The organism is Mesorhizobium sp. M0954 (assembly GCF_040319155.1).
Classification (GTDB): Bacteria; Pseudomonadota; Alphaproteobacteria; order Rhizobiales; family Rhizobiaceae; genus Mesorhizobium.
This window is the reverse complement of sequence record NZ_JAMYNR010000001.1, coordinates 318,998-342,416: the sequence shown is the minus strand read 5'-3', so window position 1 is coordinate 342,416 and position 23,419 is coordinate 318,998. Positions and strand designations below refer to the sequence as shown.

Annotated in this window: 22 protein-coding genes; 16 read left to right on the top strand and 6 right to left on the bottom strand. The window is 61.9% G+C overall.

What is annotated here, in order from left to right:
• Nucleotides 1-14: 14 nt before the first annotated feature.
• The gene (locus NKH93_RS01610; RefSeq protein ID WP_352767554.1) at nucleotides 15-359 is read left to right on the top strand and encodes a cupin domain-containing protein; all 345 of its coding nucleotides are present in this window, start codon (nucleotides 15-17) and stop codon (nucleotides 357-359) included.
• Between the two features lie 161 nt (nucleotides 360-520).
• Nucleotides 521-2,029 (top strand): aldehyde dehydrogenase family protein, encoded by a 1,509-nt coding sequence (locus NKH93_RS01605; RefSeq protein WP_352968952.1) that lies wholly within the window; start codon nucleotides 521-523, stop codon nucleotides 2,027-2,029.
• 103 nt (nucleotides 2,030-2,132) lie between these two features.
• On the opposite strand, the gene NKH93_RS01600 is transcribed toward NKH93_RS01605, so the two are convergent.
• Nucleotides 2,133-3,464 (bottom strand): PQQ-dependent sugar dehydrogenase, encoded by a 1,332-nt coding sequence (locus NKH93_RS01600; protein WP_352918167.1) that lies wholly within the window; start codon nucleotides 3,462-3,464, stop codon nucleotides 2,133-2,135.
• 399 nt (nucleotides 3,465-3,863) lie between these two features.
• Here NKH93_RS01600 and NKH93_RS01595 point away from each other — a divergent pair, with 399 nt between their 5' ends.
• Entirely contained in the window at nucleotides 3,864-4,823 is a 960-nt protein-coding gene (locus tag NKH93_RS01595; protein ID WP_352539483.1) for a DMT family transporter, read from the top strand.
• Nucleotides 4,824-4,891: 68 nt separating this feature from the next.
• Here the strand turns inward: NKH93_RS01595 and NKH93_RS01590 are convergent, their stop codons facing one another.
• A complete protein-coding gene (locus NKH93_RS01590; RefSeq protein WP_352918168.1) occupies nucleotides 4,892-6,088 on the bottom strand; it encodes an ROK family transcriptional regulator in 1,197 nt (398 codons plus the stop codon).
• Nucleotides 6,089-6,231: 143 nt separating this feature from the next.
• Here NKH93_RS01590 and NKH93_RS01585 point away from each other — a divergent pair, with 143 nt between their 5' ends.
• The 12 genes from NKH93_RS01585 to NKH93_RS01530 all read left to right on the top strand — a co-directional run bounded on the left by NKH93_RS01585 (nucleotide 6,232) and on the right by NKH93_RS01530 (nucleotide 18,770).
• Nucleotides 6,232-7,497 (top strand): ABC transporter substrate-binding protein, encoded by a 1,266-nt coding sequence (locus tag NKH93_RS01585; RefSeq protein ID WP_352918170.1) that lies wholly within the window; start codon nucleotides 6,232-6,234, stop codon nucleotides 7,495-7,497.
• Between the two features lie 57 nt (nucleotides 7,498-7,554).
• On the top strand, nucleotides 7,555-8,493 hold the full coding sequence (locus NKH93_RS01580) for a carbohydrate ABC transporter permease (protein ID WP_352466746.1): 939 nt from the start codon (nucleotides 7,555-7,557) through the stop codon (nucleotides 8,491-8,493).
• Nucleotides 8,486-9,388: a carbohydrate ABC transporter permease gene (locus NKH93_RS01575; protein WP_352539299.1), complete on the top strand. Its 903-nt coding sequence runs from the start codon at nucleotides 8,486-8,488 to the stop codon at nucleotides 9,386-9,388. Before NKH93_RS01580 ends, NKH93_RS01575 begins: the two co-directional genes overlap by 8 nt.
• A 10-nt stretch (nucleotides 9,389-9,398) precedes the next feature.
• Nucleotides 9,399-10,496 (top strand): ABC transporter ATP-binding protein, encoded by a 1,098-nt coding sequence (locus NKH93_RS01570; protein WP_352918172.1) that lies wholly within the window; start codon nucleotides 9,399-9,401, stop codon nucleotides 10,494-10,496.
• A 4-nt stretch (nucleotides 10,497-10,500) separates the two neighbouring features.
• Nucleotides 10,501-11,274, top strand: coding sequence for an SDR family NAD(P)-dependent oxidoreductase (locus NKH93_RS01565; protein WP_352994495.1), 774 nt, complete (start codon nucleotides 10,501-10,503; stop codon nucleotides 11,272-11,274).
• A 37-nt stretch (nucleotides 11,275-11,311) separates the two neighbouring features.
• Nucleotides 11,312-12,313, top strand: coding sequence for a sugar phosphate isomerase/epimerase family protein (locus NKH93_RS01560; RefSeq protein WP_352918174.1), 1,002 nt, complete (start codon nucleotides 11,312-11,314; stop codon nucleotides 12,311-12,313).
• Nucleotides 12,310-13,122 (top strand): SDR family NAD(P)-dependent oxidoreductase, encoded by an 813-nt coding sequence (locus NKH93_RS01555; RefSeq protein WP_352918176.1) that lies wholly within the window; start codon nucleotides 12,310-12,312, stop codon nucleotides 13,120-13,122. Before NKH93_RS01560 ends, NKH93_RS01555 begins: the two co-directional genes overlap by 4 nt.
• A gap of 198 nt (nucleotides 13,123-13,320) precedes the next feature.
• Nucleotides 13,321-14,568, top strand: coding sequence for an ABC transporter substrate-binding protein (locus NKH93_RS01550; protein ID WP_352918178.1), 1,248 nt, complete (start codon nucleotides 13,321-13,323; stop codon nucleotides 14,566-14,568).
• A 4-nt stretch (nucleotides 14,569-14,572) separates the two neighbouring features.
• Nucleotides 14,573-15,526, top strand: coding sequence for a carbohydrate ABC transporter permease (locus tag NKH93_RS01545; RefSeq protein WP_352833859.1), 954 nt, complete (start codon nucleotides 14,573-14,575; stop codon nucleotides 15,524-15,526).
• 7 nt (nucleotides 15,527-15,533) lie between these two features.
• Entirely contained in the window at nucleotides 15,534-16,349 is an 816-nt protein-coding gene (locus NKH93_RS01540; RefSeq protein ID WP_352539303.1) for a carbohydrate ABC transporter permease, read from the top strand.
• 22 nt (nucleotides 16,350-16,371) lie between these two features.
• Complete coding sequence (locus NKH93_RS01535; protein WP_352539304.1) at nucleotides 16,372-17,706, top strand: sulfatase family protein; 1,335 nt, start codon at nucleotides 16,372-16,374, stop codon at nucleotides 17,704-17,706.
• A gap of 68 nt (nucleotides 17,707-17,774) precedes the next feature.
• The gene (locus tag NKH93_RS01530; protein ID WP_352918180.1) at nucleotides 17,775-18,770 is read left to right on the top strand and encodes a LacI family DNA-binding transcriptional regulator; all 996 of its coding nucleotides are present in this window, start codon (nucleotides 17,775-17,777) and stop codon (nucleotides 18,768-18,770) included.
• Between the two features lie 12 nt (nucleotides 18,771-18,782).
• Here NKH93_RS01530 and NKH93_RS01525 read toward each other — a convergent pair whose 3' ends face one another.
• The gene (locus NKH93_RS01525) at nucleotides 18,783-19,223 is read right to left on the bottom strand and encodes a DUF2267 domain-containing protein (protein ID WP_352448133.1); all 441 of its coding nucleotides are present in this window, start codon (nucleotides 19,221-19,223) and stop codon (nucleotides 18,783-18,785) included.
• 691 nt (nucleotides 19,224-19,914) lie between these two features.
• On the opposite strand from NKH93_RS01525, the gene NKH93_RS01520 reads away from it, so the two are divergent.
• On the top strand, nucleotides 19,915-20,340 hold the full coding sequence (locus NKH93_RS01520; protein WP_352469607.1) for a VOC family protein: 426 nt from the start codon (nucleotides 19,915-19,917) through the stop codon (nucleotides 20,338-20,340).
• 76 nt (nucleotides 20,341-20,416) lie between these two features.
• Here NKH93_RS01520 and NKH93_RS01515 read toward each other — a convergent pair whose 3' ends face one another.
• The 3 genes from NKH93_RS01515 to NKH93_RS01505 are packed head-to-tail and all read right to left on the bottom strand — an operon-like array spanning nucleotide 20,417 to nucleotide 23,408.
• Nucleotides 20,417-21,613: a glycoside hydrolase family 172 protein gene (locus tag NKH93_RS01515; protein ID WP_352833851.1), complete on the bottom strand. Its 1,197-nt coding sequence runs from the start codon at nucleotides 21,611-21,613 to the stop codon at nucleotides 20,417-20,419.
• Nucleotides 21,614-21,637: 24 nt separating this feature from the next.
• Nucleotides 21,638-22,480 carry a carbohydrate ABC transporter permease gene (locus NKH93_RS01510; protein ID WP_352682611.1) on the bottom strand — a complete coding sequence of 281 codons (843 nt, stop codon included), beginning with the start codon at nucleotides 22,478-22,480 and terminating at the stop codon, nucleotides 21,638-21,640.
• Nucleotides 22,473-23,408, bottom strand: coding sequence for a carbohydrate ABC transporter permease (locus tag NKH93_RS01505; RefSeq protein ID WP_352767192.1), 936 nt, complete (start codon nucleotides 23,406-23,408; stop codon nucleotides 22,473-22,475). The genes NKH93_RS01510 and NKH93_RS01505 overlap by 8 nt, the downstream gene beginning before the upstream one ends.
• Nucleotides 23,409-23,419 lie beyond the last annotated feature (11 nt).

The window sequence follows — 23,419 nt, the reverse complement described above, 5'->3', positions numbered from 1 at the left end:
CTGGAGCTCCCGACATGCCGACACCGATCATGAAATCGCCGCTCGCCCTCACCGACCTGGTCGACTGGGGCGTCATCCCCACCCTGATCGACGGCGAATCCCGCAGTTCCGGCAAGCTGCTGCACAAGGGGCCGGAGGGCCGCTCCGAATGCGGACTGTGGGTCTGCACGCCGGGCAAATGGCACTGCCACGTCACCCGCGATGAGTTCTGCCATTTCCTCGAGGGACGCTGCACCTATGTCCACGAATCCGGCGAGGTGATCGAGATCGAACCGGACACCGCAGCGTTCTTTCCGCAGGACTGGAAAGGCGTCTGCACCGTCCACGAGACCATCAAGAAAGTCTACATGATCCGCTGAACCTTCTCGATAATTCTACCCTACCGGACACCTGACGCCGTTTTCTCCGCTTCCGATGCTCATGGACTTTAATCTCCGCTCCGCTTCGGTTCTCGAAAACCACGCCGCCTGTCTCGGCAGGGTGAATTCTCAAAAAGGTTCCGTGCACACGGGAGGACAGAATGGACTTTTCACCTGACCGGCCGACCTTCTTCGTCAATCCGGATTATCGGCCAATGACCGGTGCGGCAAAACCGGTGATCGATCCGGCGACGCTCGAAACCGTCGGCGCGATCACCGCAGCCAGCGACGGCGAGATCGACGCCGTGCTCACCGCAGCGACCAAGGCGCAAACGGCCTGGAAAAAGCTCGACGCCAAGAGCCGTGCCCGGCATCTGCACGCCGTCGCCAACGCCATCGAGGCGGCCGACTTCACGCACTGCGCCGAGCTGATGGTGCGCGAGATGGGCAAACCCTATCCGGAGGCGATCGGCGAGATCGCCAATTGCGCGCCGATCTTCCGCTATTACGCCGAAATGGCGCGTGACGACGCCGGCAAGATCGCCGGCACGACGCAGGCCGGTTCGTTCCAGTATGCCCGCTACGAGCCCTACGGCACGTCGGTGCACATCATGCCTTACAATTTTCCGATCCTGTTGATGTGCTGGACCGTCGCCGCCTCGCTTGCCGCCGGCAATGCCTGCGTGATCAAGCCCGCCGAAGCGACAACATTGTCGACGCTGGATTACATGACCGTGTTCCGCTCCCTGCCGAAGGGCCTGGTTTCCTGCATGCCAGGCGGAGCAGCAACGGCGCAGGCGCTGATCGCCTCGGACCGCACGCATGCGGTTGCTTTCACCGGTTCGGTCGCCGCCGGCAAGGCTGTCGCCGTCGCATGTGCAGAGCGCATGAAGCCTTGCGTTATCGAGGCCGGCGGCAGCGATCCCCTGATCATCAGCCAACACGCCCCACTGGACGTGGCGGCTGCCGGCAGCGTCACGGCTGCCTTCCATCTCACTGGCCAGGTCTGCACTTCGGCCGAACGGTTCTTCGTGGTTGATGCCGTTCACGACCGCTTCGTCGATCTGTTTGCCGAGAAAACGCGCGCGCTGCGTATCGGCAACGGCCTCGACAAAACCGAGATCGGACCGCTGGTCAGCGAGGCCGCGCGTGCGAAGGTCATCCGGCTGGTCGACGATGCGATCCGCAGCGGTGCCAAAGCGGTCACCGGCGGACGCATTCCGCCGGCACATAATGTAGGCTGGTTCTACGAGCCGACCATCCTGACCGGCATCACCGCCGATATGGCAATCGTGCGCGAAGAGTGTTTCGGGCCGGTCGCCGCAATCTGCCGGGTCAAGGATTTCAACCAGGCGATAGAGCTTGCCAACGACAGCCCCTTCGGTCTCGGCGCCTCGGTCTTCACCACCGATCTAGCCGAAGCGCATGAGGCCGCGGAGCGGCTCGAGGCCGGCATGGTCTGGGTCAACAATCCGCTGATAGACAATGACGCGTTGCCGTTCGGGGGCTGGAAGGCTTCGGGCCTCGGCCGCGAGCTCGGCCGCCAGGGTCTGGATGCATTCCGCCGCTCGAAGATGGTCATCATCGACCACAGACCGGAGATTCAGGGCTGGTGGTATCCCTATCCCGACAGCTGGTTCCGCGAGGCAGGCGGGCGCAAGCATGTTTGACACGACTATCTTCGGGCGTGCTGCTAGCTAAGTGTTTAGGATATCCGCCTCCGGGAATGTAGCCGAAGGCTGGTGAGATCGGAATCAGAAAGGCCACCTGCGCTCAACGGCCATTCGCCCGGCGGACCCGCCAGATGACATTACCGACGTCGTCGGCGACGAGCAGTGCGCCAGTCTGATCGATAGCGACGCCGACCGGCCTGCCCATCGCCTCGTCATTACGCCCGATGAAGCCAGTGAGCACATCTTCCGGAGGACCGCTCGGTTTGCCACCATGGAACGGCACGAAGATGACCTTGTAACCGCTGCGCACACTCCTGTTCCACGAGCCGTGCTGGCCGACGAAGGCGCCGTTGCCGTAGGCCGGACCGAGTTGCGCGCCTTTGGAGAAGGTCAGTCCGAGCGAGGCCGTATGAGAGCCCAGGGCGTAATCGGGCTTGATCGCTGCCGCCACGAGATCGGGGCGCTGCGGCTTGACGCGTTCGTCGACGTTCTGTCCGTAGTAGCTGTAGGGCCAACCGTAGAAAGCGCCGTCACGAACCGAGGTCATATAATCCGGCACAAGGTCGTCGCCGATCTCGTCACGCTCGTTCACAGCGACCCAAAGCTGGCCAGTCTCAGGATTCCAGGAGAGCCCGTTCGGGTTGCGCAGGCCCGAGGCGAAGACCCGAGTGCGGCGGGTAGACCGATCCACTTCAAGGACAGCGGCGCGGTTCTTCTCCGCGGCTATGCCGTTTTCTCCAACGTTGCTGTTGGACCCAACGGTGACATAGAGCTTGCGTCCATCCGGAGTTGCGATCACGTCCTTGGTCCAATGATGGTTGAGGTCCCCGGCCGGCAAGTCGATGATCTTTTCCGGCGACGTGCTGACTCGGGTCTGGCCATTGGAGTAGGGGAAAGCGACGAGCGCGTCGGTATTCGCGACAAAGAGTTTGCCTTTGGACAGCGTCATGCCGAAGGGCGAATTGAGGCCTTCCGCGAACGTCGTGCGCACATCCGCAATGCCGTCGCCATCGGTGTCGCGCAGGAGCGTGATGCGGTTGGCGCTTTTGGTCGCGGCGCCAGCCCGCTTCATAGCCAGGTCCATGAAGACCTTTCTAAGACTGAAGCCTTCATCATGCTTGGCAGGGGCATTGGTTTCAGCAACCAGCACGTCGCCGTTCGGAAGCACATGTAGCCAGCGCGGATGGTCGAGGCCGATGGCGAAGGCGTTCACCGTCAGCCCCTTCGCCAGGGTCGGCATACCTTCTTTCTGCCAGCCTTTCGCCTCGGCGATGTTAACAGTCGGGATCAGCGTCGGTCTTGGTTTCGGTAAAGTGGGGTTGGGGCCATAGCCGGTTATTGCCCCGGTTTTTTGCGCCGGAATGCCAGCGCAGCTTGCCATGACGGTGCCCAACACCGCTACGAGTACGCTTCCTCGGAAGCCGGCATGCATCGGACGTCCTCCGCATGGATCTGTGTCGCGCTCTTTGTGTAAACGGAAGTCAGTGGCTTATTCTTCCAATTGCTTCGAAACAGCGGCGCTCGTGATCCTAGGAACCAGGAATTCGCGACAGATCTGCTCTCGGTAGAAATATGGCGCGAGAAGATTGTGGCAACCGCGCGAATATCTGTCGCGCGATATGAATCTCACATTCGTGTCGCGCGAAATCGATACGGCTTGCGCTTTTCGGTATCGAGTTGCTCATGGGCCAACATGCGTTCGAATGGAAGGAGACCGTGAACGGCGGGACCCACAATGACCCACCGATTGCGCCAGCTGGTGAAACAGCTGTTGTTGCTGCTTAGCAAGACGCTGCCAATCTGCTAAAGTCTGCGGTGGGAGGAGACGGATATCCAATCGCTGCCGATAGCACATCCAAGTGTAGCGAAGGCGACACCCGGCGCATCACTTCCGCTCGCCTATTCCCTCGCGACGCTCTGCTGGCTCCTGTCGGCCGGCGTCTATATCGCCGCCAAGTGGGTTGCCCCCGAGATGCCGCCTTGGGCGCTCTGCTTCTGGCGGCTGACGCTCGCGTGCGCGATCCTGCTGCCTATCGTCCATCGTCATCACGGGGCGATGCTCGTGCTGATCCAATCCCGGGTGATCGAGGTGCTGGTCATCGGCACTATCGGGCTAACCTTGTGTCAGGGCATGATCTACACAGGCCTCAACTACACCAACGCGACAACCGCCGGCATCATCATGGCGCTGTCGCCGATCATGACCATGGTGCTTGCCCGCTTCGTGCTCGGCGAGCCCCTCGGTGTCTGGAAAGCGCTTGGAGCGCTGGTCGCTCTGGCCGGGATGGTGGTGATCGTGGCGCGCGGCGACCTTGCCGCGCTGATGCAGCTGCAGTTCAATTCCGGCGAGTTGTGGATCGTCGGCAGCGCGTTTTGTTGGGGCCTCTACACCGTGCTGCTGCGTCGCGCCAAATTCGCTATCGAGCTTCTGCCGATGGTGGTCCTGCTGCTGGGAGCCGGCGCGCTGGCCGCACTGCCCTTCTATCTCTGGGAACTGTTTTCCGGGGATCGTTCGGCGCTGCATGCGAACGGCCTTCTGGCTCTCGCCTATGTTGCCGGCCCCGGCGGCGCTCTGATGTACTATCTCTACAACCGCAGCGTCGAGACGCTTGGTGCGGGGCGCGCCAGCATGCTGCTCTATCTCCAGACCGCCTTCGTCGCCGTTCTCGCTTATCTGGTCCTTGGCGAAAGCTTGCACGACTACGATCTCGCCGGCGCCGCCTTCATCATCGCCGGCCTGCTGCTCGCCACCGCGATCAAGCCGAGGCAGCGCACGGTGCGTGTCGCGTAGGCAAACATCAGTTCCGCTGCTTCGGCGAGCAGCTCGCAAAATCAGAGCGCCACCCGAAGCAAGCCGGGTCACTGAAGTCGGCTGTTGTGACGCAGCACGAGGCCGACCGCGCCGAGCAATGCGTCGTTCTCCGTGTGCTTGCCAACGATTATCCGCGTGCGCAGCGCAGGCGCCACATCGCGGGACTTGATGAGCGTGTGGCGTTCATATGATGCGATCAGTGGCGCCAGGAGAATGTCGCCCGCCAAGGCCATGCGGCCGCCGATGATGATGAGCGGCGGATTGAGAACCGAACCGATCAGGCCAAGGCCACGGCCGGCGAACTCGGCGGTGTCCTCGATCATCCGCAGCGCCCTCACGTCGCCCTGCTCGGCCATCATGATCACGTCGTCCATCGTGACCGGCCGCCGCACGATGCGCGAAATCTGCTCGAGCGGTCGGGCAAAGCTGGCATAGAGCTCCAGGCATCCTCGATTGCCGCACCGGCAAAGGTCGCCGCCGGGATCGATGCTGATGTGCCCGAATTCGCCGGCGCCGCCGGCGATGCCGCTCACCAGCCGACCGTGGTGGACAATGGCCCCGCCGACGCCCAGATCGACCTTGAACAGCACGAAATCGTCCTGGCCGACGGCCGCACCCCACATCAGCTCGGCAATGGCCGAGCAGTTGCTCTCATTGTCGGCGAAGATCGGCTGTTCAAGGACCGGCCCGAACACATCGCGGATGTTGACCCCGGCCCAGGTCGGAACGATACTCGCGCGCAGCACCACTCCTTCGCGGCTGACTGGGCCCGAGACGGAGACCCCAACCCCCAGGAGCCCCGCCATCGGCAGACCGTTCTCTTCGTAGCATCGGGCAATTACTGACTTGGCGAGCTGGGCCGCCTGTTGCGGCTGGTAGTCCAGACCCATGGGGATAGTTTGTTCGGCAACGAAAGAATGCGAGACGTCGGCGACGACGCACCGCATCTCGTCGAGGCCCAGATGGATGCCGACGCAGGTGCCCGCAGCGGGATTGAGCGTCAATGTCGTGGCAGGCCTGCCGATACCCCTCGCCGCGTCATGATGGGCCGGGGATTCGATCACCATCCCGGACTTTCTCAAGCCGTTGAGCGCGGTCGAAACCGTCGACCGCGCCAAACCGGTAATGCGGGTAATTTGCGACGCAGAAAGCGCGCCGCGCTCGCGCAGGCATCGGACGATCAGGCTCTCCGGCGACGCGGACGGCCTGTCGATCAGCCAATTTCTAAGCGAAGGTTTGTTCATGATGGGCACAAAGGACGTTGACTGATAGCCCAGATATGTCATTTTGGAAAGAACGGAGATTACTGCATCTCGCCGGCCACGACCTCAAATCGCGGGCCACAAGCGGTCGATACGAACCGTGCATCATATAGGGGAGTGAAACGATGAAATACCTGAGGACGGCCTTTGCGGCCGCTACCGCCTTCACCTTGATTTCCGGAACAGCCCTCGCGGAGCCGAAGACCAACCTCTTGCATCAATGGGCCACCGGATCGGACGCCCAGGCTATCGCCAAGCTCGGCGAGATGTTTACCGCCAAGGGTGGCATCTGGCAGCAGACCTCCATCGCAGGCCATACGGCCAATACCCTGGCCAAACTGCGTGCTGACGTGATCGCCGGCAACGCACCTCCCGCTGTGCAGCTAAAGGGCCCCGAGATCGCCGAATGGAACGAGACGGGCATGACAGCCAATCTCGACGACCTGGCGAAAGCGGAAAATTGGGAGAAGGTCGTCGCTCCCGAATTGCTGCCGGTGATGAAGCCGACCGGGAATTGGGTGGCCGCGCCGATGAACATCCACCGCATCAACTGGCTGTGGGCATCGCCGAAGGTCATGAAGGACGCGGGCGTCACCGAGATGCCGAAGACATGGGCGGAATTCAACGCCGCCTGCGACAAGATCGTGGCCAGCGGCAAGATCTGCATTTCGCACTCGACCGCCGACTGGACCGACTCGACCGTCTTCGAAGTGGTCGTGTACGGTCAGGACCTCGATCTCTACAAGAAAGCCTTCGTCGAGGGCGACGTCGACGCCATGCGCAGCGACGGCATGGTCAAGGCCTTCGAGCAGTTCCGCACCATGACCTCGAAGTACATGGACCCCGGCATGAACGGGCGTGACTGGGATACCATGTCGCATCTGGTCGGCCGCGGCGAGGCCGCCTTTCACATCATGGGCGACTGGACGATCGGCCTGCTGACGGCCGGCGGCTTCAAGGAGGGCACCGACTATGTCTGCGCCCAGGCGCCGACCGATTGGGGCAAGCCGGGCTTCATCCTGAATTCAGATTCGGTCGTGTTCTTCAAGCAGAAGGACCCGGACTATATCGAGGGACAGAAGCTGCTTGCCAGCATCATCCTGTCGCCCGAATTCCAGACCATTTTCAATCAGACCAAAGGGTCCATTCCGGCGCGCCTCGATGTCGATCTTTCGAACGGCTTCAATCCCTGCCAGCAACTCTCGCAAAAGGATTTGCAAGCCTCGATCGCCGCGGGCACGCTCGTGCGTTCGATGGCGCACAACATGACGGTTCCGCAAAAGGTCCGCGGCGCAATAATGGATAGCATCACGGAGTTTGTAGCAACGCCGGATATGAGTGCGCAGGACGCGGCCAATGCGATGGCGGATGCGGCCGAAGCGCAGAAGTGACGCTGCCGATGATGGCCGGGGGCGAAGCTCCCGGCCAGACCTCGCCGGAGCAGCCCGATGTCCACCCATGATCTGATTGTACCAGCCGCAGCTGCCGCGGCCCGTCCGTGGCGCGAGCGCCTGGGCACGATGGTGCCCATTCTGGTGCTGGCGCCGTCGATAGCGGCGAGTTTCATCTATGTTTTCGTCTTCACGCTCTGGACGCTCTACATCTCGCTGTCCAATTCGTCGCTGTTGCCGACCTATGGGTTCGTCGGCCTGGACAATTACGCTTCGCTCTGGGCAAACCGGCGCTGGAACATCGCCTATACCAATCTCTTCCTGTTCAGCGGCTTCTATATCGTTGGCTCGATGGCCGTTGGCCTGCTGCTCGCGATCGCGATCGACCAGCGCGTCCGCGGCGAGGCGGTTTGGCGCACCATCTTCCTCTATCCGTTGGCGGTGTCCTTCATCGTCACCGGTACGGTGTGGAGTTGGCTCTATAATCCTGTCGACGGTATCCAGGCCTTCGTTCGCGGGCTTGGCTGGACCGACTTCAGCTTCGCCCTGACGGCCAACCGCAACACTGCGATCTATGCGGTGATCATAACCGGTATCTGGCAGTCGTCCGGCTTCGCAATGGCACTTTTCCTGGCCGGTCTGCGGTCGGTCGATCCGGATCTCGTCAAAGCCGCGCAAATCGACGGCGCGTCGGTATTCCGGACCTATCGGAGGGTCATCCTGCCAACCATCGCTCCGATATTCCTGGCGGTGGCGGTCATTCAGATACAATTCGCCATCAAGACCTTCGACCTAGTGGCGGCGTTGACGCGAGGCGGCCCAGGTGTGTCCACCACCTTCCCCGCCATCTATGTCTACGACCTGATGTTCCAGCGCGGCCAAATCGGCGAAGGTGCCGCCGCGGCGATGATGATGCTCGCGGCGGTCGCGGTGGTGCTGGTGCCGTACTCCTTGTGGATCGTCTGGCGCCGGCGGGCGGAGGGCCGCAATGGCTGAAATTGGCCCTAATGCCCGTTTTGATCCGGAAGAAGCCGCTGCCACGCGCCGGCATTTCTGGAGCCGCTTCCTTGTCTATGCCGTGCTGACGCTTTTCGCGGTCGTCTATCTCGTGCCGCTACTGGTGGTGATCTTCAACTCGTTGCGCGAGCAGTCGGAGATTGCCCGCAACGGCCTCATCTCCGTACCGCGCAGCTTCCGGTTCGATGCGTGGGCGCAGGCCTGGGGATCCTACTGCGTCAGCGGTACCTGCGAGGGAATGAAGCGCAATTTCTTCAACTCCCTGGCCATGACGATCCCCGCCACCATCATCTCGACCATTCTCGGCGCCATGAACGGCTACATCCTCTCCAAATGGCGCTTCAGGGGCTCCGAACTGATCTTCAATCTGATGCTGCTCGGCGTATTCATGCCCGGCCAGATTTCGTTGATGCCGTGGGCGTTCCTGCTCGGCAAGCTCGGCCTGACCAATTCCACATACGGGCTGGTGTTGATCCACGTCGTCCAGGGCATCTCGTTCACCACCCTGTTCTGCCGCAATTTCTACGTCAGCATACCGGACGACCTGATCAAGGCGGCACGCATCGACGGCGCCGGGTTCTGGCGGATCTTCCGCAAGATCATCCTGCCCCTGTCGCCGCCCATCCTGATCGTCACCGTCATCTGGCAGTTCACCGGCATCTGGAACGAGTATCTGTTCGGCGTCGTCTTCACATCGGGCCAGCAGCAGCCGATCACAGCGGCACTGGTCGCGCTCACGGCCGGCGGCACGACCGCGCGTGCTTACGATGTGATGAGCGCAGCCGTGCTGATCGGCGCGTTGCCTCCGCTGCTGATCTATCTGTTTGGTGGAAAATACTTCGTGCGCGGCCTCACCCAGGGCGCCATAAAATGAGGCGTCGCCCATGTCCGCGTTGATGATCCGCAACCTTCACAAGAGCTACGGCTCGCTCGAGATTCTTGCCGGCATCGATCTCGAGGCTAAGACCGGAGAATTCGTCGCCCTTGTCGGCCCGTCGGGTTGCGGCAAGTCAACCTTGCTCGCCATGATCGCCGGACTGGAAACCGTCACGTCGGGCGAGATATGGATCGGCGACCGGCTGGTGAACTCGGTGCAACCCAAGGACCGCGATATTGCGATGGTGTTCCAGTCATACGCTCTCTATCCCACCATGACGGTGCGCCAGAACATCACCTTCGGCATGGAGAGCCGCGGCGTGCCAAAAGCGGCGCAGGCGGAAGCTGTCAAGCGGGTTACCGCACTCCTGCAGATCGAACAGCTGCTTAAACGCAAGCCCGGCCAGCTCTCGGGAGGCCAGCGGCAGCGCGTTGCGATGGGGCGTGCCCTCGTGCGCGACCCGAAGCTGTTTCTGTTCGACGAGCCCTTGTCCAACCTCGACGCCAAGCTGCGCGTCGACATGCGTACCGAAATCAAGAAGCTTCACCATCGCGTCGGCAAGACCACGGTGTATGTCACCCATGATCAGGTCGAGGCGATGACGCTTGCATCCCGCATTGCGGTGATGAACCAGGGCTCGGTACAGCAGTTCGACACGCCGAAACGGATCTACGACCGGCCGACCAACATGTTCGTTGCCGGTTTCATGGGATCGCCGGCGATGAATTTCATTCCCGCCCGGCTTACGGGCTCGACCAGCATCTCGGTACGCGCCGCTGACGGCAGCGACGTCAGCCTCGCCCTTGCCGCGCCGATGCCCGCCGGCGCGCCAAAGGACGTCGTGCTCGGTATCCGGCCGGAACACATCTACCGTTTCACGACCGATCTGAAGTCGCGCAAACCTGCTGTAGCGTCCATGCAGGCGCCGGTCGAATTGGTCGAGCCTACCGGGGCCGAGACGCTTGCCGTGCTCAGGCTGGGTGACCTGGAGATCACCGGCCGTTTCGAGCCGGATGACGCTCCCGTCATGGGCGAGACGATAACGCTCGGCATCGACATGTCGCGCGCCTGTCTGTTCGATCCAACAACCAAGGCGCTTCTGTAGTTTGATGTCCGTACAATTCGCGACTTATCCAAGCTTGACCGATCGGGTCGTGCTGATCTCCGGCGGCGCCTCCGGTATTGGCGCCGATATGGTCCGCGCCTTCGTGGCGAACGGCGCCCGGATAGCCTTTCTCGATGTGCAGGACGAACCAGCGGAGGCGTTGGTGCGCGAGCTCGCTGGTGCCGCCGGGCAGGCTCCGTTATATCTCCATTGCGATGTGACCGACGTCGATGCGCTAAAGGCGTCGGTAGCACGCGTACGCGCGCGGCTTGGTCCGGTCGCCGTCCTGGTGAATAACGCAGCCAATGATCAGCGCCATCCCCTCGACGCGATAACGGCCGACTATTGGGACCGCAGCTTCGATGTCAATCTGAGGCATCACTTCTTCGCCGCGCAGGCAGTGCATCCGCATATGAAGGAACTCGGCTTCGGCTCGATCATAAACTTCTCCTCCATTGCCTGGCGGTTCGGAGCGGACCAGATGGTGGCCTATGCCACCGCCAAGGGGGCCGTGGTGGCGCTGACGCGTGCGTTGGCGCGGTCATTCGGACCGGATAACATCCGCGTCAATGCGATCGAACCCGGCGCCGTCATGACCGAGCGGCAGCGCGAGCTGTGGTTCAAGACGCAGGAGGCAGTCGACCAGACGGTGCAGCGGCAATTGATCCGCCGCGTCCTGCTGGGCGAGGAGATTGCACGCACGGTGCTCTTCCTGGCAGCCGACGACAGCCGCATGATCACCAAACAGTCCATTACCGTCGATGCCGGTCTGCGCTAGTGACGCCTCTCCGCTCTCCATTGGAACCGCCAAGCTGATGCTTCGTCTCGGCCTCAACCCCTACGGACTGACCTATCATCTCGGACTGCAGGGCCGCGGCACGCCGCGGCACAATCCGCACGGCGCGGGGCTGGAAGGCTTCATCACGCTGGGGCAGGAACTGGGCGCACGCACGCTCGAGATCTACGAACCCTGGTTGACCGACTTGACTGACGCCGAAATCGTCGCGCTGCGCAGGCGTCTTGCCGCGCTGGACATCGTCCCGGTGGTGAGCGGCGGACTGGTGGTGGCAGGTCCGCTGGACACCGCCTTCCGGGCTGCGCGCCTGCTCGAGGCGACGACGATCCGTATCGCACTGACGCCTGTCCTGTGCGGCGACCGCAATGCGTGGGGTCCGAAATGGAGCGAGTTCAACGCAACGATTCGCGCTGCCTTGACGGAATGGGGGCCGCGTGCGGCGGCCGAGGGACGCGTGCTCGGCATCGAGAACCATCAGGACTTCGGCAGCGACGAACTGGTTGCGTTCTGCGAACTTGGCGGACCGGGTGTCGGCATCACCTACGACACCGGCAACACCTTTCCTGTCGGCGAGGCGCCGCTTGCCTTCACGCGCCGGATCGCGCCCCATGTCCGCCACGTTCACCTCAAGGACTATCGCGTCCAGTTCACGGATGAGGGCTACCGTCTGGTCCGCTGCGCGATCGGCGACGGCGCCGTGCCTTTCGCCGAACTGGCAGCCATCCTTGGCGAGCACCACGACACGCTGACGGCGGTGCTTGAGCCCGGCGCGCTGGAGGCTCGTCACGTTCGCTGTCTCACCGACGACTGGTGGAACGGATATGCGCCGAAGACCGCCCGCGAATTCGCGGCCTGCCTGAGTGCTGCGCGCCTGAACCGCCTTGGGGACGACGCCGACTACCGCACGCCATGGGAGCGCGATGATGACGGTGCGCTCGTTTCGTACGAGCTCGACATGATCCGGCGCAGCGCCGCCAACATGATGAAATTCGATTTCATTGCAATGGAGAAATCAGCATGACTGCCCGAGAACTCAGCGGCCTGACCGCCTTCGTCACCGGCTCGGGACGCGGCCTCGGCCGCGTGATGGCCGACCGCTTGGCCGAACTTGGCGCAAACGTCGCGGTCCACGACCTCGATTGGGCCCGGCCATCTCAATATGGCGAATTCGCGGACCTCGGCGACTCTGCCAGGGGCTTGGAGAAGCACGGGACGCGCATCACCGCGGTCACCGGCAACATCGGCGACAAGCAAGCTGTCGCGGAAATGAAGAGGAAGATCGAGGCGGAGCTCGGCGACGTGCACATCTTGGTAAACTGCGCCGGCGGCGACATCGGCGCCAAGGGCGTAAAGCCCAATCCCAACAACGCACTGGACATCGACTACGAAGACATCAAGGTTCTAACCGAGAACAACCTCATCGGCACGATGCTGGTCTGCCAGGCGTTCGTTCCGCCGATGGTCAAGCGTGGCTCGGGCTCGGTGATCAACATCGCCTCGGCGGCAGCGCATATCGGCTGCTCGCCCGAGGTGGTCTACTCGACGCTCAAGGCGGCTGTTGTCCATTATACGCGCTGCCTCGCCAAGGAACTGATCGACGATGGCGTACGCGTCAATGCGGTGAGCCCCGGCGCCACCAAGACGGCGCGGTTCCAGGCGAGCCGCGTGGTCGATCCACAGCGCATGGATTCGAGCAAGAAATCGCTGAACCGGTATGCGGAGCCTGAAGAGATCGCCGACGCGGTTGCCTTCCTCGCCGGTCCGCGCGCGCGCTTCATCAACGGGCAGGTAATCCGCGTCGATGGCGGTTTCACGATCTTTCCAGGTTAGGCCGCGATCGTCCAGATCGGGTACCGGCAGCAACTTCGGCATCGCGCGCTGTAGATAGCTCCGCCCGAGTTCGGCCAGAACTATGCACTGCATTACAGTCGGAGCTTGACAAAAACTGCGGTATAGCGGGTATATTAATCGAATAATATGTCGCCATCCATTGTGAGGAAGGCGGTGGCAAACCTGGAGGAGACCAAGATGCGCCGCTACAAGTCAGTCGGGTTCCTGCACGGTGTGGTTTTAGGCGTGGCCCTGACGACCGCGAGTGCAGCCCATGCCGAGACCCTGACGCTCTATTGGAACGCCGGCCACGCCTATCAAGCTTATGCCGACGCAATAGCAAAGTTCGAGGCCGATCATCCCGGATGGTCGGTGCAGTGGGAGAAATTCCAGTGGCCGGATATGCGCACCAAGCTGGTGGCGGATTTTGCGGCGAAGAGTCCGCCCGATCTTGTCGCCGAACCCGGCGGCTGGGTGCAGGAATTCGGCCAGCGGAATCTGCTGCGGCCGCTGAACGACTTCATCCAACAAGACGGCAAGACGATCGGCTATCCCGACGACTGGCAAGCCTATTCCGTCGAGCGTAACAAGCTCGGCGACCAGTACTATGGCGTCCAGATCCACCTCACCTGCGCCACCCTCGTCTACAACGTCGATATGCTGAAGCAGGCGGGCTTCGACGCGCCGCCTGCGACCTGGGAGGAGTTCCTGAAGGTTGCCAAGGCGACGACGACCGGCGCCCGCTTCGGCTTCGCTCCCAACCCGAGCATCGGATATTACTCGTCGTGGCTGCTGCAGAACGGCGTGACCTACTACGATCCCAAGACAAACAAGGTCAATCTCGACAGTCCAGAGGCGATCGAAGCGATCCAGTTCCTCGCCGACCTGATCCACAAGGAAAAAGCAGCGACCAAGCCGGCGGCGGGTGCTGACTATGAGGGTCCGCAAAAGCTGTTCACGGCCAACCGGGTCGCCATGATCATAACCGGTCCGTGGGACGTGAAGCCGATCCGCTCGGGCAACCCGAAGCTCAACTGGGCGGTTGCGCCATCACTCAAGCACAAGGTGCAGGCGACGTTCGCGGGCGGCGTCAGCGTGATGATCCCTAAGGACGCCAAGCACCCGAAGGAGGCCTGGGAGTTGTTGAAGCGGCTCGTCGCGCTCGACACGGAACTGGCGGCTACCAAGGAAGCGGGCATGACGATGCCGCGCAAATCCTGGGCCAACAACGCCGAGGTTCAGGCCGATCCGGTCATCGGCAGCTTCAGCAAATGCCTGCCTTACGCGCAAGACGTCACCGCCGAGCTGCGCCTCACCGGCAAGCACGCGCGAATCGAGAAGCTCCTGCAAAGCGCGCTCGAGGATATCATCTACAATCAGAAGCCAGCAGCCGAGATCATGCCGAAATTCGCGGCCGAGGCCAACGTCATCCTGGCCAACAACTAGGCCGATGTTTATCAGCGGCAGCACCGATACGGCCGATACGGACATTCGCGTCGGCGCGATGCCGACCCGGCGAACTGGCCGCTTCAGCCGGCGCACCCGGCAAACGCTTCTCGCTTACCTGCTGCTGTCGCCAGCAATCCTCTATTTCTCGGTCTATTTCTTCTATCCGATCGGACTAGAGTTTTGGGCGAGCCTGTACAGCGGCCAGCCGCTGATCGGCGAGAGCCGATTCGCCGGATTGGACAACTACGTTGCTGCGCTCGGCGACGCGCGCGTTCGGCAGTCGCTCTTCGTGACGCTGGCCTTCGCGATAGGCGTCACCGCGGCCAGCATCGCCATTGGCCTCGGACTGGCGGTCGTGCTCAACCGGCCGATCCCGGGGCGCACTCTGATCCGCGCAATCATCTTCTTTCCCTACATCACCTCCTTCGTGATCGTCGCGTTGATGTGGCAGGCAATTCTCGATCCCTACACTGGCATCTTGAACAGCTTCCTTGCCGAGCTTGGGCTGCCGACCCAGAATTGGCTCGGCGACACCTCGACCGCGTTGCCGACCCTCATCGCCATCACGGTCTGGAAGGATGTCGGCTATGCCATGCTGATCTACCTCTCCGCGTTGCAGTCGATCCCGTCCGACTTCTATGATGCCGCATCCATCGACGGCGCCACGCCGACGCAGCAATTCCGCTATCTGACCTGGCCGTTGTTGACGCCGACCACGCTGTTCATCGCGGTCGTCAGCACGATCAGCCAACTGCAGGAGCTGGCGCCGGCCTACCTGATAACCAAGGGCGGACCGGCCGACGCGACGCGGTTCTTCAGCCTGCACGTGTTCGAGGCAGCCTTCTTCGAGCTCAACATCGGCTACGCCTCGGCGCTGTCTTTCCTGATGTTCCTGCTGATCCTGGCCATCACCTTCGTTCAGTTCCGCCTGCTCAACCGCGAAACCACCTATTGAGGTTGGCATGACATTGGCAAAAACGCTCCCGTCCTACCTACTGCTGCTCTTCTGCGTGGCGCTGTCGATCTTTCCGTTCCTCTACATGCTTTCGCTGTCGCTGCAGAGCGATGCCGACGTCTTCAGCGGCATTCCGATTCTGATCCCCGAGACGTGGCAATTCACGAATTACATCGACATCTGGCAGAAGGCGCCGTTCGCGCGTTTCACGCTCAACAGCTTCATCATCGCCGGCGGGATTACCTTCCTCCATCTGATCTTCGATCCGTTGATCGGCTACGTCTTCGCGAAGATGGAATTCGCCGGTAAGCGCGTCATGTTTGTCGCGGTGCTGTCTACGCTGATGATCCCATTCTTCATCCGCATGATCCCGCTCTATGTGCTCACCGCGCGGATGGGATGGCTCAACACCTATCAGGGCCTTATCCTTCCATTCGCCATGAGCGCCTATGGAATCTTCCTGATGCGGCAGTTCATCCGTCCGATTCCCGACGAGTTGCTTGACGCTGCACGGATGGACGGCTGCTCGGAACTCGGCCTTTACTGGCGCATCGTGCTGCCGCAGGTCCGTCCGGCACTGGCGACGCTGGCCCTCCTCACCTTCGTGTTCCAGTGGAACGAATTCCTCTGGCCGCTGGTCGCCGTCAACACCACCGAAATGCGGCCGATCACGACGGGACTGACGCTTTTCAACCAGGAATTCTTCACCCAGTGGAACCTGACGGCGACGGGCGGGATCATTCTCTTCATCCCGAGCCTGCTGCTGTTCCTCTTCACGCAGCGCTACTTCGTCCGCAGCGTGATGCTGGCAGGCATGAAATGACCATTCGGAGCCATTGCACCCTATGACGTCCCGCCGACCGAACGTAATCGTCTTCTTCACCGACCAGCAGCGTTGGGACACCGTTGGCGTCCATGGCAATCCGCTCGAGCTTACGCCAAATTTCGACCGCCTCGCCGGGACCGGCACGTTCGTGGCGAATTCGTTTACCTGCCAGCCCGTTTGCGGACCCGCCCGCTCCGTATTCCAGACGGGGCGGTACCCGACCATCACCGGCTGCTACCGCAACGACATCCCACTGCCGAAGAGCGAGCGCACGCTCGCGCATCATTTCACCGCGGCAGGTTATGACACCGCCTACATCGGCAAGTGGCACCTGGGGTCCGCCGAGCCGGTCACCCAGGAACAACGCGGCGGCTATCGCTACTGGCTGGCCTCCAACATCCTGGAGTTCACTTCCGGCCCCTTCGACACCGTCGTCCACGACAATGACGGCAAGGCGGTGAAGCTGCCGGGATACCGCGTCGATGCCCTAACCGACGCTGCAATCCGCTATGTCGCATCGAGGGAAGACGAGCCGTTCTTTCTATTCCTGTCCTTCCTCGAGCCGCATCACCAGAACCAGACGGACAACTACCCTGCCCCGCTCGGATACGAGGACAGGATCCGCAAGAAGCTCGCCATTCCCGGCGATCTCGCCGCACTTGGCGGCACGACAGCGGAACATTTCCCCGGCTATCTGGGCATGGTCGCACGCCTCGACGAGGCGTTTGGACGGCTGATCGAGGCGCTCTACAGCCTTGGCCGGCTTGACGACACGATCATCCTCTTCACCTCCGACCACGGATGTCACTTCAAGACTCGCAACAACGAATACAAGCGTTCCTGTCATGAGGCGTCGATCCGCGTGCCGACGCTATTCCACGGCCCCGGCTTCCAGCGCATCGGCACATATGAAGGCCTGGTCAGCCTCGTCGATCTCGCGCCGACCCTGCTCGCCGCGGCCGGCCTGAAAGTGCCCAATTCGATGCAGGGCGTCTCGCTGCTCGACGCACTGCAGGGCGAACGGCCGCCGCGCGACGAGATATTCATTCAAATCAGCGAGCACCATGTCGGCCGCGCCTTGCGCACCAGACGGTGGAAATATGAGGTCGAGGCACCGGGAAAAGACGGCTGGCGGGATTCCGGCAGCGATTTCTATGTCGAGGCGAGACTCTACGACCTCGATGCCGATCCAAACGAACTAATCAATCTCATAGCTTCGCCCGATCACGCAGCGACGCGTGCATGGCTGCGAGGCCGCATCGTTGCCCTGATGGAGGAGGCCGGCGAGGCAAGGCCCGAGATCCTTGCCGCCGGGCATGGAAGCTGGAATGAAATCCGGCTGAGCGACAGCTGATCATGTCACGTCGCGCAGCGGATCCAACAATGCACGAGAGAAGTTCCGATCGCAGAAAGGCGCCGACCATGGCCGATGTCGCCCGGCGCGCCAATGTATCGACCGCTGCCGTGTCGTACCTGCTCAGCGGCGACAGCACGCGCCTGAAGTTCGTCGGCAAGGAGGCGCGGCAGCGCATCCTCGAGGCCGTCGCTGAGCTCAACTATGTGCAAAACCGCACCGCGCGGCAGCTGCGCCGCCAGCAGGCCGAGCGAATCTGCCTTGTACTGCCTCGTCTCGGCGTGCCGTTCAGCGACCGGATCGCGCAGGATATCCAATCTGGAGCGGCGCTGAGGGGATTTTCGACAATTATCACCGCGGGAGACACCTGCGAACGAACCGACCGGATCGTGAGGGAAATCGAGAGCGGGCTGGCAGACGGCATTATCGCCGACTGGCAGCATCTCTCCGAGCCCGAGGTGATGCTCTTGGCCGCGCGCCTGGCGGCCGCGGGCCGGCCAGCGGTGATCTTCCATCCGACCATCGAGCCGGCAGGCTTCTCGGTTGTGCGCCAGCATACCGGCAGGGCCGTCTTCGAGGCACTCGACTACCTCTACCGAGCCGGCCATCGCTGCATCGCCTATATGGTGCATGAGCAAGCGGTGGACGGGAGCCGTCTCGCCGCCTATCGCAGCTTCCTGCAAACACGCGGCCTTCCGCTGCGAGACGACCTGGTGATCGGCGGTGCAGAGGCGCGCAAGGCTGCGTTTGCCAATGCTACGGCGCTGGCCGCCCGCGCGGATCGGCCGACCGCGCTTTTCGTCGAATCCGATCTTGCCGCCGTGACCGCCCTGCACGCATTCGAGGAGGCCGGCCTCTCCGTGCCCGGCGACATTGCAGTCATCGGCTGCGGCAATATCGACGAGGGCGAATTCAGCCATCCGGCATTGACGACAATCGGCCCCGAAACTGCCCACTACGACCATCTTGCCGATCATCTGATCTCATTGATCTCGGCAACACCGGGCGCAATACCTACCCTTTTCAGCGTTTCGTGGCAGTTGGTCCGTCGCGCGTCCGCATGAGCAGGATCGCCGCTATTTGACGCCCACGCTTTCAGGCCAGAGGACCTGGATTTCCTTTGGCAGCGCATCCCGCACCTTTGCCGACTGGCCAAGGTCTATATGCCGTGCAAGCACACGCAGCACTGAGCGTGCCGCATCCTCGGGATCGACAGGACGGGTCGATTTCAATTCATCGGCGATGTGTTGCAGGAACTTCTCGAGCGAGCGTGTCTTGTCGGGCATGTCGGCGGGCCGATAGCGATCATAGTAGGCGCCGCGCACGAGCAGCGGCAGTTCCGCTCCCAATTTGGCCGCCAGTCCGATCTGCAGCCTGTCGCGAAGGGTTCGCAGAACGGCGCCCAATGTATGCCAGGCCACGTGTCGATCCGGACCAAGATCCGCCATGATCTCGTCAAGCCAGATGTTTGTTATTTGCAGCGTTTTGTCAAAAACGTCCAAGCCGGTTGCGCTCATCGTCGCCTCCTCGAAAGGTTCTGCGGGCGAAACGGCGACCGGAGATTATTGTTTCGTGGTCCTGTGAAAATCGTCCTGGCAAAGCGGCGGAAACCGGTTCGGTCGGAGAGCCTGTCGGCGTCAGGTCTGCTCGACACTCTGCATCTGCTGGATTTCGGCGATCTGTCGGAAGCGGCCGTTTTCACCCCGTTGAGTGCAGTCACAGCGGCCAGATTGTCACCCTTTTCATCCCACCGAACGGGCTCGCGATAAGCGATTCCCTTGAAACGGATATTGTGCACCGCCGCCAGAACGTCGCGCCGGCTCGGATGTCCCTTGGATACAGTGCTGGCGTCTTTGATCGCGGCAAGGAGAAGGCAGGCCGAATCGTAGGCATTCACGGCATAATTGCGCTTCGGCTTCGCCGTCCGACGATCTCGCCGGCTTCGGCGAGCGTCGCTTCCAAGCAATCCCTTCGCGCGTCAACCACGCCCGTTCAACCTTCCCACAGTTGTATTCGGCGCCTGCGTTCCGATCATTAAAGTCGGCCTTGCTGATCCGAAAGGTGGTTGTCCTCCGCCTAACTGAGCTTGTGCTCATCGGTTCCGAACGCCGTCTCAGCAATGAGACCAGTCCTCACGTTGCCCGAGCCCGGGTATCTCTTGACTGACTGAGCGGCCCGCGCCGACAATGGCATTGGGAAGATGGCGGGATGGCGCCCACGGTGTTCGGCACCACTTGGCGATCAAGCTGCGAAAGGGCTGTCATGGATTGGAAGCTGGAGCTGGTCCCGGTCCCCGTATCGGACGTCGATAGAGCAATTGCCTTTTATGTTGGGAAGGTCGGCTTTCATCTCGATCACGACCACACCGTAAGCGACGAGATACGTTTCGTGCAATTGACGCCGCCCGGTTCGGCCTGTTCGATTGCCATGGGCAAGGGCCTCGTCGACAGCCCCCCGGGATCCATAAGGGGCCTGCAACTCGTCGTGCCCGATATCGATGAGGCTCACCGGTACCTGGCCGCTCAAGGTATCGAGGTCAGCGATATCAAGGATTTTCCCTGGGGCAGATTTGTCTTCTTTGAGGATCCCGACGGCAACACCTGGTCTGTCCAGCAACTTCCACCTCGCAGCTGAGACGGCACGCTGCGGCAGGGTCGTGCCCCGACACAGATAGCGCGGGATGCACGGTTCAATTCGAACGCATCCCGGCCTAACGCCTCTTCTCGTCGAAGGCGGCATTCCAATTGTGATAAGGCGCGCGATAGGTGGGGATGCGGTCCTCGACATCGACAAGCGCTTCGAACGGTTTGTGCGGTTCGGCCTGATACCAGAAGGCGACCGACGAAATGTCGTCCGAGCGGCGATTGGCGTGACCGTGCTCGATGGTCACCCGGATGCGTTTGTGGAAGATGACCGGGTCCTCTATGTGCCAGCGATAGAGCGTAACCGGCTCGGTCCAGTTCGGCCCGCCGGCGGCGATGATGCCGTGATAGGGCGCGCTGTAGTCCTGTGTCGGGCACCATGCCGTATTGAAATAATCTTCCGTGCCGGTGCCGTGCAGCGTCGGCGGCCAGGCATCGTTGGCGCCGGGGCCGGTCTCGCCGCGATCGTCGATCAGTTCGGCCTTCGGTCCGATGCGCGGATCGGGCTTGCGCACTGTATCCGGCACGGAAATGCCCGGCTCGCCATCGACGAAGATCATGTCGTCGCCCTCGCCATACCAGTCCCATAGTGCGGAACGCCGCCGCGAATAGACGGAATAGAGTACGCCGACATAGTGGCCATGACCTTCCGCCTCCAGGATGGTGTAGTTGCCGTTCCCGTCGGTGTTTTCCCCGCCAAACAGGACCTGCTCGTTGGCCAGCCCCGTCTCGTCTATGCCGTCAGGTCGCTGCTGCCTGTATTGGGCGTGGAAGCGGCCCAGGCCTTCCTCGAGTTCCTCATGCAGTTCGAGATCGACATAGTAATAGAAAAGCAGGTCGTCCTCAGCCTCATTGGTGACGGTGAAGCGCATGTGGCTGGCAAACGGCATCGGAAAGTAGCAGTTGAAGGCCTTGCCATCCTCTGGACTTGCCTGCACCGGCAGGCTGGCAAAATTGCGGGTGCGGGCATGGCCCATGCCGAAGAAATCGCCGATCGGCGTTTCGATGCTCGGATGTGCCTCACCATCCCAATAGGCGCGCAATACGATCTTGCGCAGGAACGCCTCGCTCTCGCAGGCGAGCGTCGCCCAGATATGCGTGACGATGCCGGCACCGTCATGCTCGGCAATCACCACCGTCTGGCCGGGTTCAATGTGCAGCCGGTCGTCATTGCCGCCGGTGCGGTCGTAGCTTGAGAACCGGCGGGTTTTGGCGTCGCGCAATTTGGCGAGCCCGCGAAGCGGCGACAGGCCGGCATTATCCATGTGTTTCTCCTCTTGCTTCAGCGGTTATTTCAGGCCGCTTGTCTTGATGGATTCCATGATCTGGCGCTGGAAGATCACGAAGAGGACCAGCATCGGCACGGCGACGATGGTCGAGGCGGCCATGACATAATTCCAGGCGGCGGCGTACTGGCTCTTGAAGTTCGCAATGGCTACCTGCACCACCCAGAGGTTGAGGTCCGATGTGATCGTCAACGGCCACAGGAAAGCGTTCCAGTTGGCGAGGAAGAACAGGATCGCCAGTGCCGACAGGATCGGCCGGCTGAGCGGCAGGATGATGCTCCAATAGATGCGCCAGTAGCCGGCGCCGTCCATGATCGCGGCTTCTTCCAGTTCCCTGGGCAGCGACAGGTAGTATTGCCTGAGCAGAAAGATGCCGAACGCGTTGAAGATCGCCGGAATGATCAGCCCGGCATAGCTGTCCAACATGTGCAGCGTCCGCGTCAAAATGAACAGCGGCACGATGATTACTGGCAGCGACACCAGGAAGGTCGAGAACATGGCGAGGAACAGAATGTCGCGGCCCGGAAAACGCAGCCGTGCGAGCGAATAGCCGGCCATCGAATGGAAGAACAGCGCAGCGACGGTTACTGTGGCCGACACAAAGAACGAATTGAAGAGATAGCGCAGGAACGGCACCTCGGTCAGCACATAGAGGAAATTGCCGAGCGTCGGCCGTTCCGGAATGAGGCTCGGCGTGAAGACGTCGCTCGCCGGCTTGAGCGAGATGACCAGCATCCAGACAAGCGGGAACACCGTCATCAGGCCAAGCGCTGCGGTCGCCAGCATCCAGGCAAGCCTCGCCGCTCGTATCTGCGAACGGCCGGAATGAGTTCGGCCGTCAGTCATGCTCGAAACGTCCGCCGCGCGTCAGCACGAAGAAGAAGACCGTGACCAGCATCAGCGCCAGCACCAGCAGCGATGCCATTGCCGATGCATAGCCGAAGGCGCCGAACTGGAACGCCTGCTTGTAGATGTAGATGATCAGCACCGAGGTCGAATTGACCGGCCCGCCTTTGGTCATCACATAGATCAGGTCGAAGACCTGGCCGCCGGCGACAGCCGCGACGAGCGAGACCAGGAGGACGAAGAAGCTGGTCGGCTTAAGCAAGGGCAAAGTAATGTACCAGAAGCTTGTCACCGGCCCGGCACCGTCGATCTTTGCGGCTTCGTAGTACTCTGCCGGGATGTCCTGGAGCCCGCCGAGGAAGATCAGCATGTAGAAACCCATCAGGAACCAGACGCTGACCAGCACCAGCGTGAACAGCGCCAGATTTGGATCGCCGAGCAGCGAAATTCCGCCGAGACCGACGAGCGGCGCCAGCCGGCTGACGATGCCGACCTTTTCGACCAGCATGAGCTGCCACACGAGCGCCACCACGACCAGGCTGACCATCTGCGGCGCAAAGAACATCGAGCGCATGACCGCGTTGAAGCGGTTGGTCTTCTGCACCAGAAGCGCCAGTCCCAGTCCGGCGACGTAGAGCGCCGGCACCAGCATGACGGCATAGGCTACCGTCACCTTCACGGACGACCAGAACAGCGGGTCGCCCCACATGCGCCTGTAATTGCCGAACCCGACGAACCTGTAGCCGCCGAAGCCGTTGACCTCGAAGAACCCGACGGCGAGCGACAGCAGCATCGGCACGCCGACGAACACCAGTAGGCCAACCGCATCGGGCAGGACGAACAGCCATGCGGCGCAGCGCTCCCTTTGCTTGGCGGTGAGGCCGCGGGCGGAATTCGCGCCCGCGGCTGGCGGTTTCAACTGATCCATGCTGGAAAGGG